This is a genomic window from Cobetia sp. BL01 (assembly GCF_056493605.1).
In genome coordinates this window covers 77,582-92,667 of the sequence record NZ_JBVBEE010000007.1, presented here as the reverse complement: position 1 = coordinate 92,667, position 15,086 = coordinate 77,582, and the positions used below count along the sequence as shown (strand labels likewise).

Here is a 15,086-nt window from a genome sequence, read left to right as displayed (position 1 = left end):
TCATTAAAAACGGCTTACATTCACCATTATTGCCCTGACCAAACCTCACCTCATAAGCCAATCTCTACGCCTGACATATTTCTCATTTAATATCTTCAAGATGCTGAAATAATGGAAAAACTTTATCTTGGTAGAATCACGATCCCACAATCCACACGACACTACATGCTTCTCCACCGTCAGCATTCTGATGCACTTTCGCTTGCATGATATTGGCCTTTTTCCTTGATTGTACTCACCACCAAAGAAAGCGCCTCACCGAAGAGTGAGGCGCTTTGATGACTCAATATCGCCAGGTCATATTTCTACATAAACCGGAGAAGACTTCCCGTATCGTGACAACTTTCCCGGACAACACTCCAGCGAGCTTGCTGACAAAAGACTCCGCACCTTTACCATCACAATCATGCGTAATGTCAGCCATGCCCAAACACGCTCATGCACAATGGAGATCGTGTCATCAGTAACCGCCCTGTCCCGGCACCCAGTTGGTGCCCGCCAACGGAACACGTGCCATGGCGGCCGCTTCCACATTCAGGGCGACCAGATCTTCCGGCTCCAGATGATGCAGGTGTGACTTGCCACAGGCGCGTGCCAATGTCTGAGCTTCCAACGTCAGCACGCGCAGGTAGTTGGCCAGGCGCTTGCCGGCCGCGACCGGGTCTAGTCGCTGGCTCAGCTCCGGGTCCTGGGTGGAGATACCGGCCGGGCACTTGCCATCCTGGAAGTCATCATAGAAACCGGCGGCGGACCCCAGCTTCTGATACTCCCCGGCGTAACGCGGATGGTTGTCGCCCAGCGCGATCAAGGCGGCGGTACCGATCGCCACGGCGTCGGCACCCAGCGCGATCGCCTTGGCCACATCGGCGCCGTTGCGAATCCCGCCGGAGACGATCAGCTGTACCTCACGGTGCAGGCCCATCTCCTGCAGTGCCTGCGTGGCCTGGGGGATGGCGGCCATGGTCGGGATACCGACATGCTCGATGAAGACATCCTGGGTGGCGGCGGTGCCGCCCTGCATGCCATCCAGCACGATGACATCCGCACCTGCCTTCACCGCCAGCTTGACGTCATAGTAGGTACGGGTCGCACCGATCTTGACGTAGATCGGCACCTGCCAGTCGGTAATCTCGCGTAGCTCGGCAATCTTGATCGCCAGGTCATCCGGGCCGGTCCAGTCCGGGTGGCGACAGGCGCTGCGCTGGTCGATGCCCTGCGGCAGCGTGCGCATGCCCGCGACTCGCTCGGAAATCTTCTGGCCCAGCAGCATGCCGCCCCCGCCGGGCTTGGCGCCCTGGCCGAGCACGACTTCGATGGCATCGGCCTTGCGCAGGTCGTCCGGGTTCATGCCGTAACGCGACGGCAGATACTGGTAGACGAGGCGCGAGGACTGGCCGCGCTCTTCCGGGGTCATGCCGCCATCGCCGGTGGTGGTGGAGGTGCCGATTTCCGAGGCACCACGCCCCAGCGCTTCCTTGGCCTGGGCGGACAGGGCACCGAAGCTCATGCCGGCGATGGTCACCGGCGTGCTGATCACCACCGGCTTCCTGGCATGGCGCGTGCCGAGCACGACTTCGGTCTCGCACTTCTCGCGATAGCCTTCCAGCGGATAGCGCGACATGCTGGCGCCGAGGAACAGCAGGTCATCGAAATGCGGCACCTTGCGCTTGGCGCCCCAGCCACGGATATCGTAGATACCCGTCTCTGCCGCGCGCTGGATCTCGTGAATGACATCGCGGCCGAAGGTGGCGGATTCGCGCAGTGCCGGGTTGTAAGGCTGTGTCTGAGTTTCGTCAGTCATGTTGGGCATCCTGATCAGTAGGCTGAGGCGTTGTCGACCTTGAAGTGATAGAGCTGACGCGCAGACCCGTAACGCGTGAAGCTGGCCGGGTCTTCGTCAATGCCGGCACTCGCCAGCAGCTCACCCAGCTCTTCCAGGTGCTCGGCACGCATGTCCTTGGCGATGCAGTCCGCGCCCAGCGATGCGACCGTGCCCTTCACGTAGAGTCGCGCTTCATAGAGCGAATCACCGAGACCTTCGCCAGCATCACCGCATACCACCATGCGTCCTGCCTGTCCCATGAAGGCACTCATCGCGCCGATGTTGCCCTTGACGACGATATCGACACCCTTCATCGAGATACCGCAACGCGCCGAGGCGTTGCCTTCGATGACCAGCAGCCCGCCATGTGCCGTGGCGCCCGCAGCCTGGGAGGCATCGCCCTTGACCCGCACACAGCCGGACATCATGTTTTCCGCCACACCCACCCCGGTGTTGCCGTGGATGGTGATGCTGGCCTTCTGATTCATGCCCGCGCAGTAGTAGCCCGCGTGGCCATCGATATCGACACTGATGTCATCATTAATACCGCAGGCGATGTTGTGAGCGCCGTCGGAGTTGACCACTCGCCATTCGCGCGCCTCCTTGAGGATGTCGGCATCGTGCAGGGCCTGGTTCAGAGCGCGCAGCCCATCAACGGCCAGATCGTGAGTCTTCATCATTACGCAGCCTCCGTACGGGCGGTGTCATTTTCCCACAGGTACAAGCGGCCGGGTTCCGGCTCCCACACGCGGGCATCCTTGATGCCCGGCAAACTGGCCAGGGCGCGGTATTCCGAGGCCATGGCCACGTAATCATCGGTCTCGGCGATCACGGCAGGCTTGCAGGCGATCGGGTCACGCACCACGGCGAAGCCATCACGGGTGCCGATGGTGAAGGTGAAGAAGCCATCAAGGTCCTTCAGGGCGCCGGTGATCGCGGCTTCCAGACTGTCGCCCTGCTCCAGACGCCAGGTCAGGTAGCCAGCGGCGACTTCGGAATCGTTGTCGGTCTCGAAGCTGATGCCCTCACGCTTGAGCTTGGTGCGCAGCCAGTTATGGTTGGACAGCGAGCCATTGTGGACCAGGCACAGATCACGCCCGGTGGAGAACGGGTGGCTGCCCTGCAGGGTCACGGCGCTTTCGGTCGCCATGCGGGTATGGCCGATGATGTGGCTGCCCTGCATGCCCTTGAGGCCATAGAGGCTGGCGATATGGGCCGGCAGGCCCACTGCCTTGAGGATCTCGATGCTCTGCCCCACGCTCAATACGCGAATCTGCGGGGCACTGTCGGCAAGCCAGCTACGCACGGCGCTCTCTTCCCCGGCGATCTTGAATACCGCGACACTGGCATTGCTGAACCAGTCCGCCACCGTGCCGACCTGCTCGTCCAGGCCCTTGGCGATCGCCTCCCAATCCTCATCGACACCATCGCTCTGCAGCGTCAGCTTGATGCCAGCGTCAAATTCGTCGCCATAGATGGCGAAGCCGGCGCTGTCCGGGCCGCGATCCGTCATCGCGATCAACATCGGCTCGAACAGCTCCCCCAGGCGCGATTCCAGCGCCGGGTTCTTGAGATAAAGCCCTACGATTCCACACATGGTGATGTCCTCTCACGGGCAGGAGGCGTCTCCTGCCTGGTGTCTTGAGCGTGGTGGTGACAGTGGCGACCCTCGTCTGACACGACCCGCGAGATCCGCGAGCGCCGCCGGATGAGATCAGAAGAATTCGGCGTAGCGCTGGACTTCCCAGGCACTGACCTGCGCGTTGTAATCCCGCCATTCCTCGCGCTTGAGGCGCATGAACTCGGCGCAGATCCCCTCGCCCAGGCTCTCGCGCAAAATGCTGTCCGCCTCGAGCGCATCGATGGCCAGGGCCAGATTCTGCGGCAGCGTCTCGATGCCTTTCTCGGCGCATTCGCTCGGGGTCAGCGAGTAGAGATTGATGTTGTGGGGCGTGCCCGGATCCAGCTTGCGTGCCACGCCATCCAGCCCCGCGGCGATGATGGCGGCGTGCACGAGATAGGGGTTGCAGCCGGCGTCCGGCAGGCGGAACTCGAGGCGACCATAGGGCACACGCACCATGGCCGAGCGGTTGTTGTCCCCGTAGGCGACGAAGACCGGCGCCCAGGTCGCGCCGCTGGTGCTGCCACCCCCGACCAGACGCTTGTAGGAATTGACGGTCGGCGCGGCAAAGGCACACAGCGCCGGGGCATGTGCCAGCAATCCGCCGAGGAAGTGGTACGCCAGCGGTGACAGGCCCATGCCCTGGGTGTCGGAGTCATCGCCGAAAAGGTTGCGGCCGGTGTCATCACACACGGACAGGTGGAAGTGCATGCCATTGCCCGGGCGGTCCGCCAGCGGCTTGGGCATGAAGGAGCACACCATGCCCAGGTCATTGGCGATCTCGCCGGCGGCCATGCGCACGAAGGTGAAGCGGTCTGCCGAGGTCAGCGCATCGCTGTAGGTGTAGTTGATCTCGAACTGGCCATTGGCGTCCTCGTGATCGATCTGATAGACGTCGAAGTCCACCGCCTGCAACGATTCGACCAGACGCTCGAGGAATTCACGCGAACGCGACAGGCCCTTGTAGTCGTAGCAGGGCTTGGCGAGGGTATCGCTCTCATCCACCGGCAACAGCTCACCCGCTTCCCCCCGGCGGAACAGTGAGAATTCCGGCTCCAGCCCAGTATTGAGCGTCCAGCCCTTCTCCTTCAGGCGCTCCAGCTGCTTGAGCAGTACCACACGGCTGTCGTTGGCGAACGGTTCCCCATTGACATAGCCATCACAGGCCATGCGCGCATAGCCCGGCTGCCACGGTACCAGGCACAGCGAGTCCAGATCGCCACGCGCCATGAAGTCCGGCCCCTCCGGCGACATGCCGAGACCACTGACGGCGAAGCCGGCAAAGCCCGCGCCCTTCTCGACCACATCCATCAGGCAATTGGCCGGCACGGACTTGGTCTTGGCAGCGCCATGAATATCCACGAACTGCGCCAGCAAGTAGCGAATATCGTGATCCTTGATGAACTGTTGCGCCTTTTCGGGTGACATCTGGGTTTCCTCTGAGAGCGGACCGGGTTCCATCTCCCTCGACACTGTCTGCCACCCCGGGAAACCTGACCCCTTGTGGTGACTCGCCACGTCAAGATAGCGGATGAAACGAGTTTTTGTGATTCCTGCTGGTCAACTTTATTTCCCCCAAAGAAAAGCATGCAGCATGCCATTTCGCCAGCTGCCACCCAGAACCTTTCATCAACCTCCTGTTTTGCATGGAAATTTATTTTCCGAACTTGTTTTACCCCACAGAAAACGCCAAGTGATCCTGATTAAATTCCTGCCCGTTTCTCGAAATAGGCATCATTTCGGTGCCCAAAGCTCCCCTCTTCGCACCAGCATGACGCAAAGCGCTGATATTCACGCCCGAATTCGTGCTGCCAATCGCCGTCTGACTCGCTCAAGGGTTGCCGTGGCCATGGCCTTTGACGGAATTGGCAAGCCCCTTGCTTAACCATGAAGAATGTTTCTTTCCTTTCAAGAATGGACGCTCATGCGATCAGGCAAGGCAAGCAGCAGGCACAAGCCCTTGTGAAGCGCCTGAAGAGGCGCCTGAAGAGGCGAAAGAACAACAACACCTCCTGCGGCGAATGCGCGTCTTGCGCGCCATCTTCGCCAGCACCAGCAGGACTACGGCACCACCCACTTACGCTAGGCAGCACGACTCACAGGAGAAAGGGACGCATGGCGAATTCATGGCGCATCTCGGCACTGGCCGAACAACACCGCAAGCTGGGCGCGGAGCTTGAAGACTGGAATGGCATGGGCACCGCCTGGAATTACGCCGTCTCGGACACGGCCGATGACCACGAGACCATCCGCACCCGCGCCGGTCTGATGGATGTCTCGGGACTCAAGAAGATCCACTGCAATGGCCCGCACGCCCAGGCCGTGCTGGATTACGTCACCACGCGGGACATGTCCAAGCTGTATCCGGGCAAATCGGTGTATGCCAGCGTCTTGAATGAGGCCGGCAAGTTCGTCGACGACTGCATCGTCTATTGCCTGGCGCCGAACTCCTACCTCGTGGTGCACGGTACGGGCACCGCGAATGAAATGCTGGCCAAGAGTGCCCTGGGGCGCGCCGTCAGCCTGACCTTCGATGACGACATGCATGACATGTCACTGCAGGGGCCGGTCGCGGTGGATTTTCTGGAGCGTCACGTGCCGGGCATCCGTGAGCTGCGTTACTTCCACCATCTGCAGACCCAGCTGTTCGGCTACCACGTGATGATCTCGCGCACCGGCTACACCGGCGAGCGTGGCTACGAGATCTTCTGCAAGGCCAAGGACGCTCCCTCTCTGTGGGAACAGATTCTCGAAGATGGCGCCGACATGGGCATCAAGCCGTGCAGCTTTGGCACCCTTGACTGGCTGCGGGTCGAGAGCCACCTGCTGTTCTACCCGGCGGACAATTCCGAAACCTACCCGTATCCCGACCAGCCGGTGGGCGATACCCTGTGGGAGCTGGGCCTGGACTTCACCGTCTCGCCGGGCAAGACCGAATTCCGTGGCGCCAGCGAACACTTCGCGCTGCAGGGCAAGGAGCGCGTCAAGGTCTATGGCGTGCTGCTGGACTCGAAAGACGTCGCCCAGATTGGTAACAAGATCTACGCCGACGGCAAGTGCGTCGGTGTCATCACTCAGGGCATGTACTCGCGCCTGAGCGATCGCTCCATGGCGCTGGCACGTCTCGAACCCGGCTATGCCGAGCATGGCACCCCGCTGACCCTCAAGACCGGCACTGACGGAGAGACCAGCCTCTCGGCCATCAGCCATTCCCTGCCCTTCGATGACCCGGAAAAGGCCAAGCGACTGGCTCGCGGCTGAGCACACGCACCATGTTGGGCACTGCAAGACCTGCAGTGACAACCGGGTGATGTGGCAGGACGCATTGCGAACGCAAGACGCAAGAGGCCTCCTCGACGTGACGTCGAGGAGGCCTCTTGCCTCACACCCAGTCCAGGTGATTGAGCAGGACTCTCGAAAGGTACTCCCGCCCCCTTGGCAGACATCAAGGATGAGGGTTGACGGCAAAGTTGGTAATGTCACGCCATACCCCGCTCGCGAGCCGATGCGCGGCATGCCTCACAAGGGCATGCCGCGTCCTCGCCGGCCATCCCCTTCCCATTGCCACCCTCTCCGCTACAGGAGTCATCATGCCGCGAAAATCCCCCGCTCCCTCCGAGAAGTCGGAACAGGACAGCTCCGACACTCTGCCCCGTGAACCAGCGACCGACCCCGCTGCGCAGTCAGAGAGGAAAGACACCATCACGGCGGCAGCTGACGAGACGCGTCTCGGACTTGAGCAGCACATCGCACGCGCGCTCAAGCAGCAGCGCGTCTCGCAGGGCTACAAGATTTCTGACGTCTCGCGTATCGCCGGTGTCAGTCAGGGCATGATCAGCAAGGTGGAGAACGCCCAAGTGTCCACCAGTCTCGATACCCTAAACAAGCTGTGCAATGCCTTGAGCCTGCCGATCTCGAAGCTGTTCAGCGATTACGATGTCAATGGGCGTGGTGCCCAGCACATCAAGGCCGGGCAAGGCATGCAGGTGGTACGCACCGGCACGGAAGTCGGCCATGCCTATCAACTGTTGAGCTACAAACAAGGCCCCAAGAAGCGCTACGAACCCTTCCTGATCACCATGGATGATGCCAGCGAAGTCTTCCCCAACTTCTGTCATGCCGGGCATGAATTCATCTATCTGCTGTCAGGACATCTCACCTATCGCCACGGTGACAAGTTCTATGAGATGGGCCCCGGCGATAGCCTGGCCTTCGATGCCGGCGTTCCGCATGGCCCCGAGAAGTTGAACGAGGTGCCGATTCAGCTGCTGTCGATCATTCACTACGACGACAACGAATAGGTCATCCGCTTCACCGCGCCTGATGACCCCGACAGTCTCCCCGCCCCTGGATGGCCCACTTTCCCTGGTGCTGGTTCATGACCGGCCCTCCTTAGTAGATGGCGCTTTCCGTGTCGGTGTCGCCTGGCGCAGGGCGTCCAGCTCGGTCAGATAACGCTCCAGCACCAGATTGGGTGCGCGGCTCTTGCGCGTGATGGCGCTGTAATAGGTGACATAGGAGTTGGCCACCGGGCTGAGCGCCTGCATCTGGCCATCGCGCACCCAGCGCTCGGCATAGTGGGTGGGCAGATAGCCGAGATAACGCCCGGAGAGCACCAGAAAGGCGATGCCCTCGCGGTCGGTCGCCGAGGCGGATGCCCTGAGTGGCTCATGCAGCGCCTTGATCGTGGGTGTCTGCGCGTAGGCAGGCAGCACGGCATCATGCTGGCGTATTTCCTCCTGCCCCACCGGGCGTCCGCGCGCGCGAGTGTCGCCTTCCCGGGGCTCGCGAAACAGCACATGGCCCCGCGCGCAGTAAAGGCAGGAGGTTTCCTCGTAGAGCGAACGATACTCGAGTCCCGGCAGCGTCTTGAGCGTCGGGATCACGCCGGTATGCAATCGCCCATCCAGTACGGCGCGCTCGATCTCATTGGGCGGGATCATGCGGATGTTGATCTTCACTTCCGGACCGTGCTTCTTGAGTGCGCTCAGGGCGTGAGTGATGTGCATCTCCGGCATAGTGACCAGGTTGTCGGTGATGCCGATGTTCAGCTCGCCCTTGAGCCAGGCGTGCAGTCCGTTGATGCGCGTGCGAAAGCCTTCCGCCGCTGCCAGCATCTGCATCGCGGCTTCATGGACGTCTCTTCCCTCATTGGTGAGCGCAAAACCACTGCGACCCCGCTGGCAGAGCTTGAGGCCAAGCCGCGTCTCCAGGTCACTCATCGCCATGCTGATGGCGGAGCGACTGATATTGAGCTCGATCTCGGCCGCCGAGAAGCCGCCGCACTCCACCACCTTGCGAAAGATGCGCAGCAAGCGCAGATCGGCATCGCCAAGCTGTCCTCTCATGCCGTCCTTGCGCATGGTCTGCCCTCCTGAGTTCCACGATATGGAAAGTTAAGTAAATGCTTTCCTGAAGATAAAGACAACGGCATTTATCTTATCAAAAGGGCTTTCTAATCTAGCCAGACAGGAGCCGAGATCCAACAACAACAGCACTCTTCGGGAGACATCATGACCGCCTTCGACACATCCCCTTCCGCCCAGGCAGGATTGAGCAAGGAACAACTTGACGCCTACTGGATGCCCTACACGGCCAATCGGCAGTTCAAGCAGGACCCACGCATCATCACCAAGGCGCAGGGTGCCTACTTCACGGATTCCCGGGGACGCCAGATCTTCGATGGCCTGTCGGGTCTCTGGACCTGCGGTGCCGGCCATTGCCGCCCGGAGATCGCCGAAGCGGTCAGCGCACAGCTGCGCGAGCTGGATTACGCGCCATCCTTCCAGTACGGCCACCCCAAGGCCTTCGAGCTGGCACATCGCATCACAGGACTGATGCCCGAGGGGCTGGATCACGTCTTCTTTACCGGATCAGGTTCCGAAAGCGCCGATACCTCACTGAAGATCGCGCGCGCCTACTGGCGCAAGAAAGGCAAGCCGACCAAGACCAAGCTGATCGGTCGCAGCAAGGGCTATCACGGTGTCAACTTCGGGGGCTTCAGCGTCGGCGGCATCGGCGCCAACCGCACGCTCTATGGCCAGGGGGTCGATGCCGACCATCTGCCGCATACCCTGCTCAAGGAAAATGTCTTCACCCCCGGCATGCCCCAGACCGGTGCCGAGCGCGCCGATGAGCTGCTGGAGCTGATCGCGCTGCATGATGCCTCCAACATCGCGGCCGTCATCGTCGAGCCGATGGCAGGTTCCGCCGGCGTGCTGCCGCCGCCAGTGGGCTACCTCAAGCGACTGCGCGAGCTGTGTGACCAGCACGATATCCTGTTGATCTTCGATGAGGTCATCACCGGCTTCGGGCGCATGGGCGCCATGAGCGGCGCCGAGGAATTCGGTGTCACACCGGACATCCTCAATGTCGCCAAGCAGCTTACCAATGGCGCGGTGCCGATGGGTGCCGTGGTCGTCAAGGGCGATATCTACCAGACCTTCATGGACAACGGCGGCGCCGATTACATGATGGAGATTCCCCACGGCTACACCTACTCCGGTCACCCGGTGGCGTGTGCCGCGGCACTGGCGGCTCTCGACGTGCTCGAGAATGACCAGCTCATCCCCCGTGTCCGTGAACTGAGCCCGGTGTTCGAGAAGAAGCTGCACGAGCTCAAGGGCACTCGCTACATCAGTGACATTCGCAACTACGGCCTGGCCGGTGCTCTGCAGGTCGAGGCCTATCCCGGCGAGCCGGCGCGGCGTCCCTACGAGATCGCCATGCATTGCTGGAAGGCCGGCTTCTATGTGCGTTACGGCGGCGACACCATCCAGCTGGGCCTGCCGTTCATCACCGAGCACGATGAACTGGACCGTCTGATCAATGCCCTGGGCGATGCCTTCGCCGCACAGGACTGATGATCGACGCTTAAGACTGACAATCACGTTCAGGACTGACGATCACGTTCGGACTGGCGAGCGACGCCAGCCCCATCACTGCCCTTTTTCTTGCAAGTCATCTCATGGAGCCCACAACAATGAAAACGCTCGGTCACCTCATCAACGGCAACCTCGATCACAGCGAAGGCCGTACCCAGGACATCTTCAATCCCTCCACCGGTGAGGTCGGCGGTCAGGTGCGCCTGGCCAGCAAGGCGACCGTCGAGGAAGCCATCGCGGCCGCCGCCGCCGCCTTCCCGGAATGGCGCAACACGCCGCCGATCAAGCGCGCCCGAGTGATGTTCCGCTTCAAGCAGCTGCTGGAAGAGCACGCCGACGAGATCGCCCGCCTGATCGGCCAGGAACACGGCAAGATCTGTCACGATGCGCTGGGGGAACTCCAGCGCGGCATCGAGAATGTCGAATATGCCTGCAGCGCTCCGGAATTGCTCAAGGGTGAGCACAGCCGCAATACCGGTCCGGGCATCGACTCCTGGAGCGAATTCCAGCCACTGGGCGTCGTTGCCGGCATCACGCCGTTCAACTTCCCGGCCATGGTGCCGCTGTGGATGTACCCGATGGCGATCGCCTGCGGCAACACCTTCGTCCTCAAGCCCTCCGAGCGCGACCCGACCTCCACGCTGTTCATCGCCGAGCTGCTGATGGAGGCTGGCCTGCCGGCCGGCGTCATGAATGTCGTCAATGGCGACAAGGAAGCCGTCGATACGCTGCTGGATGACCCTCGCGTACAGGCGGTCAGCTTCGTGGGCTCCACGCCGATCGCCGAGTACATCTACAGCCGCGCCGCCGCCAACGGCAAGCGCTGTCAGGCCCTCGGTGGTGCCAAGAACCACGCCATCGTGATGCCGGACGCCGACATGGAATACGTGGCCAACTCACTGAATGGCGCCGCCTTCGGTTCCTCCGGTGAGCGCTGCATGGCGCTGTCCGTCGCGGTGGCCGTGGGCGATGACGCCGCCGACAAGCTGATCGCGCAGATGAAGCAGCAGATGGAAGGCCTTAAGGTCGGTATCTACAGCGACAAGGGCAATGATTTCGGCCCGCTGATCACCGCGGCGCATCGCGACAAGGTGGTGGGCTACATCGATAGCGCCGAGCAGCAAGGCGCAAAGGTGGTGGTCGATGGCCGCAATCCGCAGGTCGAAGGCGGCGAGAACGGCTTCTTCGTCGGCGGCACCCTAATTGATGGTGTCACCCCGGAGATGACCTGCTATCAGGAAGAGATCTTCGGCCCGGTGCTGCTGGTCGTGCGCGCCGATTCGATGGAAGCCGCCATGCAGCTGATCAATGATCACGAATACGGCAACGGCACCTGCATCTATACCCGAGATGGCGAAGCCGCCCGCTACTTCAGTGATCACATCCAGGTCGGCATGGTCGGCATCAACGTGCCGCTGCCGGTGCCGGTCGCCTATCACAGCTTCGGTGGCTGGAAGCGCTCGCTGTTCGGCGATCTGTCCGCCTACGGCCCGGACGCGGTGCGCTTCTATACTCGCCGCAAGACCATCACCCAGCGCTGGCCTTCCGCCGGTCTGCGTGAAGGCGCCCAGTTCGCCTTCCCGTCCTGATCGATCGCCTTCCCGGCCTGATCCACGGATCATTGCCTGGTGACAACTGCGCCGGACAGCCCTGCTGTCCGGCGCTTTGGTGTGCGCATCACGCGAGATCATGCCGGCAGTCAGCCGCCGCCCCTTGCAGTGGCCAGAAACGACTCCACATAGTCAGGACATCTCATCACGAGAATCCCTGCCACAACTGCGGTCAACACCGTCACAAGGAGCCAGGATGATCTGGGTAATCGCCACCGTTACCGCCAAGGAAGGTCACGTTCAGGATGTCTTCAATGAACTCTGCGCCGTCGCGCCCACCGTGCGCGAGGAAGATGGCTGCCACGCCTACCACCCGTGCCTGGACTCCGAGCGCGCCGCCGACAAGGACAACGACCCACGCCCCGACACCATCACCGTGGTAGAAGCCTGGGAATCCCATGATGCCCTGCAGGCCCATCGCGAGACGGAACATATGCAGCGCTTCCGCGACAATGCCAGTGACTGGATTGCCGATGGCGATATCCGCATTCTGAGCCCGGCGGGATGAAGACGCCCCTCAGTGACGTGCTCTGCACTGAAAACATCATCTTGCCGCTCCCTTTCAGGGGGCGGTTTTTTTGACTCATCGGCCAGAAAGGTGCCGTACAACCGTCGAGACAGCCTTCCCTTTTTCCTTGTTTTCCTCTCGCCCTCTCCTTGCACTCTTCTCGCCCTCTCTTCGTACTCCTCTCGCGCCCTCCTCGTCATCACAGTATTCATGAGAACTGGCCGAACGCTGAGCAATAATAGACAAACAACCTTTAAAACAGCCACTTGCGTGAAATCATTAAAGATCCAGCAACATGAAACCCCACGATTAGGCAGAGCGAATCCTTAAATGATCCGAGAGGTATCACCAGGAAAATAAGGGGGATTCGCACATCTCAATGATATTAAATGACAGACTTTGACGTCCTGAAACACCAAGAATTACACTTGATTTATATTGAACGAAGATTCAATAAATCGCTAGATATCTCTGGGCATGACGCCATCTTTATGGACCTGGAGTTTAGATAATACTTGATAGCGATCTGCTGGAATCTGTCAAGGGTGGACATGTCGCAAACCAGACACTAAGGTATGCAGCCTTCATTAACTCAATCTTAACGCTCACCGAAAGCACCAGGACTCGCGACCCACTGGATCACCAGTATTTTCGAAAGACTGTCGAAACCTCGACATTATCGATAAGAGAGGGAATCCATGACGCAGCATTACGCTGATGAGGGCAAGTGCATGCCACGACGCCCGCCACCCCGCACTTTCTTCCCTGGAAAGTGCTGACACCTCGTAGCTCGCAAGTGTGACAGGGTCTGCCTGTTCACCAGACGAAGACGCTTTGGACACGACAACCATCTCAAGGCAAGACGGCTCAGAACCTTCCTTTCATGACTCTCATCACCGCACTCCTGAACAGCTCGCTGCTCAGGTCAACAGGTGTTCTGTCATCCATTGGAGGCTCCGTACTTGAACAACGACTCTCTCTATCAATTCTCGACCATTACCGTTCTTCTCCTGCTGATCGCCTTCTATGGCGGTACCTACCTGATCACTCTCACCATTCGCAAGAAAAAGGAAGATGCTGACGAGTTCATGGTGTCCAACCACCGTGTCGGCTTCGGCATGGGCGCTGCCAGCATGACCGCCACCTGGATCTGGGCCGCCTCCTTCTATACCGCTGCCACCTCCGGCTATACCTATGGCGTGTCAGGCCCGATCCACTATGGATTCTGGGGCGCGCTGATGATCCTGTTCATCTATCCCTTCGGCCGCCGCTTCCGCAAGCTGGCCCCCAACGCCCATACGCTGGGCGAGCTGATCCATGCACGCCACGGTTCGAGCAGCCAGCTGATTCTGGCCTTCTCCAACGTGCTGGGCAGCGTCATCAGCCTGATGGTCAACTTCACGGCCGCCGGTGCGCTTGTCTCGGTGCTGTCGCCGCTGTCCTTCCAGACAGGCGTCATCCTGGCGGGGGTCGGGGTGCTCTACTATACGCTCTGGTCGGGCTTCCGCGCCTCGGTATTGACGGATTTCGCCCAGCTGGTGGCACTGATGGCCATCGCCATCGTCATCATTCCGGCCGTGTTCTTTGCCATGGGGGGCCCTTCGGAGCTGGTGGAAGGGCTCAAGCATGTCACGCCGCAACAGGCCGACTTCTTCTCGACTGATGCCATCCTCAATCAGGGGGCGCCCTTCTTCGTGGCCGTGCTGGCGTATGCCATCGGCAATCAGACGATTTCCCAGCGCCTGTTCGCGGTCAATGAAGATCACATCAAGCCGACCTTCATCACGGCTACCGTCGGCTACGGTGCCATCGTGATCGGTCTGGGGATGATCGGTCTGATGGCGCTGACCCTCGGGGTCGAGCCGCTCAATGGCGACATGAACAACCTGATTCCGCAGATGGTGTCGGAGTACCTGCCGCCCTTCTTCATCGCCCTGTTCTTCATCCTGGTGATCGGCTCGCTGTCCTCCACCGCTGACTCCGATCTCTCGGCACTCTCGCCACTCTCGGCGATCATGATGGCAGACGTCTACGGCAAGAACATCGCCCGTGGCAAGGCCGACCCTCGCCGCATGTTGCTGGTCGGTCGTCTGACGATGATCATCGCCACCGTGCTGGGGATCGTCTTCGCCAGCTTCTCTTTGGATATTCTGGTGATGCTGGTCTTCGTCGGCGCACTCTGGGGCGCCATCGTCTTCCCGGTGATCGCCAGCTGCTTCTGTGATCGCATCACCAACCTGGCCTTCACCAGTTCCGTCCTGGTCGCCATGGTGGTGTTCTGCATGGCACGCTTCGAAGTGGGTGCCGCTGGAGGGTATCAGTGGGCTGATCTTCGAGCTGCTCGCCAGCATCGGCGGCGGCGTCATCATCGGCCTGATGGTCTTCGGCTTTCTCGGTCGCATCGCCGGACTGGTCGCCGGCGTGCTGGCCATGCTGGCCATGGTCGCCTTCGCGACCGGCGAACTGCGTGACTACACCGTGCTGCTGGCCTCGCTCACGGCCTACGGCACCAGCACCCTGGTCTGCGTGATCATGAGTCTCGCCAGCCGCCAGCCGCGCTTTGACTTCACCACCATCACCGACAAGGTCGGCCATTACGACGAGTCCCTGACCTGATCGGGATGCTTGCCACAAGCGCCCC

11 protein-coding genes and 1 pseudogene are annotated in these 15,086 nt (G+C 60.8%); 7 read left to right on the top strand and 5 right to left on the bottom strand.

Annotated elements, in window-relative coordinates:
* Positions 1-460: 460 nt before the first annotated feature.
* The 4 genes from ACZYGA_RS13060 to glnT all read right to left on the bottom strand — a co-directional run bounded on the left by ACZYGA_RS13060 (position 461) and on the right by glnT (position 4,871).
* Positions 461-1,801 carry an FMN-binding glutamate synthase family protein gene (locus ACZYGA_RS13060; protein ID WP_404626963.1) on the bottom strand — a complete coding sequence of 447 codons (1,341 nt, stop codon included), beginning with the start codon at positions 1,799-1,801 and terminating at the stop codon, positions 461-463.
* Positions 1,802-1,815: 14 nt separating this feature from the next.
* Positions 1,816-2,502: a protein glxC gene (locus ACZYGA_RS13055; RefSeq protein WP_479399307.1), complete on the bottom strand. Its 687-nt coding sequence runs from the start codon at positions 2,500-2,502 to the stop codon at positions 1,816-1,818.
* Positions 2,502-3,419 (bottom strand): class II glutamine amidotransferase, encoded by a 918-nt coding sequence (locus ACZYGA_RS13050; RefSeq protein WP_479399305.1) that lies wholly within the window; start codon positions 3,417-3,419, stop codon positions 2,502-2,504. Before ACZYGA_RS13050 ends, ACZYGA_RS13055 begins: the two co-directional genes overlap by 1 nt.
* Before the next feature lie 117 nt (positions 3,420-3,536).
* Positions 3,537-4,871, bottom strand: coding sequence for a type III glutamate--ammonia ligase (glnT, locus tag ACZYGA_RS13045; protein ID WP_404626959.1), 1,335 nt, complete (start codon positions 4,869-4,871; stop codon positions 3,537-3,539).
* A 103-nt stretch (positions 4,872-4,974) separates the two neighbouring features.
* Here glnT and ACZYGA_RS13040 point away from each other — a divergent pair, with 103 nt between their 5' ends.
* From ACZYGA_RS13040 to ACZYGA_RS13030, 3 genes are all read left to right on the top strand, one after another.
* Positions 4,975-5,328: a hypothetical protein gene (locus ACZYGA_RS13040; protein WP_404626958.1), complete on the top strand. Its 354-nt coding sequence runs from the start codon at positions 4,975-4,977 to the stop codon at positions 5,326-5,328.
* A gap of 230 nt (positions 5,329-5,558) precedes the next feature.
* Positions 5,559-6,704, top strand: a complete 1,146-nt coding sequence (locus ACZYGA_RS13035; protein WP_404626957.1) for an aminomethyl transferase family protein — start codon at positions 5,559-5,561, stop codon at positions 6,702-6,704.
* Between the two features lie 329 nt (positions 6,705-7,033).
* A complete protein-coding gene (locus ACZYGA_RS13030; RefSeq protein ID WP_279875709.1) occupies positions 7,034-7,744 on the top strand; it encodes a helix-turn-helix domain-containing protein in 711 nt (236 codons plus the stop codon).
* Between the two features lie 75 nt (positions 7,745-7,819).
* Here ACZYGA_RS13030 and ACZYGA_RS13025 read toward each other — a convergent pair whose 3' ends face one another.
* Positions 7,820-8,806 (bottom strand): LysR family transcriptional regulator, encoded by a 987-nt coding sequence (locus ACZYGA_RS13025; RefSeq protein WP_404626953.1) that lies wholly within the window; start codon positions 8,804-8,806, stop codon positions 7,820-7,822.
* 150 nt (positions 8,807-8,956) lie between these two features.
* On the opposite strand from ACZYGA_RS13025, the gene aptA reads away from it, so the two are divergent.
* The 4 genes and pseudogenes from aptA to ACZYGA_RS13005 all read left to right on the top strand — a co-directional run bounded on the left by aptA (position 8,957) and on the right by ACZYGA_RS13005 (position 15,061).
* Positions 8,957-10,306, top strand: coding sequence for an omega-aminotransferase AptA (aptA, locus tag ACZYGA_RS13020; protein WP_077377099.1), 1,350 nt, complete (start codon positions 8,957-8,959; stop codon positions 10,304-10,306).
* 119 nt (positions 10,307-10,425) lie between these two features.
* A complete protein-coding gene (locus ACZYGA_RS13015; RefSeq protein ID WP_404626951.1) occupies positions 10,426-11,916 on the top strand; it encodes a CoA-acylating methylmalonate-semialdehyde dehydrogenase in 1,491 nt (496 codons plus the stop codon).
* A 217-nt stretch (positions 11,917-12,133) separates the two neighbouring features.
* The gene (locus ACZYGA_RS13010) at positions 12,134-12,445 is read left to right on the top strand and encodes a putative quinol monooxygenase (RefSeq protein WP_404626949.1); all 312 of its coding nucleotides are present in this window, start codon (positions 12,134-12,136) and stop codon (positions 12,443-12,445) included.
* A 962-nt stretch (positions 12,446-13,407) separates the two neighbouring features.
* Positions 13,408-15,061: pseudogene (locus tag ACZYGA_RS13005) on the top strand (sodium:solute symporter family protein).
* The last annotated feature ends 25 nt before the right edge of the window (positions 15,062-15,086 follow it).

Excerpts from the sequence above, each read along its gene's own strand:
- ACZYGA_RS13015 (WP_404626951.1), top strand. The coding sequence starts at position 10,426 with ATGAAAACGCTCGGTCACCTCATCAACGGCAACCTCGATCACAGCGAA.
- aptA (WP_077377099.1), top strand. The coding sequence starts at position 8,957 with ATGACCGCCTTCGACACATCCCCTTCCGCCCAGGCAGGATTGAGCAAG.
- ACZYGA_RS13050 (WP_479399305.1), bottom strand. The coding sequence starts at position 3,419 with ATGTGTGGAATCGTAGGGCTTTATCTCAAGAACCCGGCGCTGGAATCG.
- ACZYGA_RS13025 (WP_404626953.1), bottom strand. The coding sequence starts at position 8,806 with ATGCGCAAGGACGGCATGAGAGGACAGCTTGGCGATGCCGATCTGCGC.
- glnT (WP_404626959.1), bottom strand. The coding sequence starts at position 4,871 with ATGTCACCCGAAAAGGCGCAACAGTTCATCAAGGATCACGATATTCGC.
- ACZYGA_RS13030 (WP_279875709.1), top strand. The coding sequence starts at position 7,034 with ATGCCGCGAAAATCCCCCGCTCCCTCCGAGAAGTCGGAACAGGACAGC.
- ACZYGA_RS13055 (WP_479399307.1), bottom strand. The coding sequence starts at position 2,502 with ATGATGAAGACTCACGATCTGGCCGTTGATGGGCTGCGCGCTCTGAAC.
- ACZYGA_RS13035 (WP_404626957.1), top strand. The coding sequence starts at position 5,559 with ATGGCGAATTCATGGCGCATCTCGGCACTGGCCGAACAACACCGCAAG.
- ACZYGA_RS13060 (WP_404626963.1), bottom strand. The coding sequence starts at position 1,801 with ATGACTGACGAAACTCAGACACAGCCTTACAACCCGGCACTGCGCGAA.
- ACZYGA_RS13040 (WP_404626958.1), top strand. The coding sequence starts at position 4,975 with ATGAAACGAGTTTTTGTGATTCCTGCTGGTCAACTTTATTTCCCCCAA.
- ACZYGA_RS13010 (WP_404626949.1), top strand. The coding sequence starts at position 12,134 with ATGATCTGGGTAATCGCCACCGTTACCGCCAAGGAAGGTCACGTTCAG.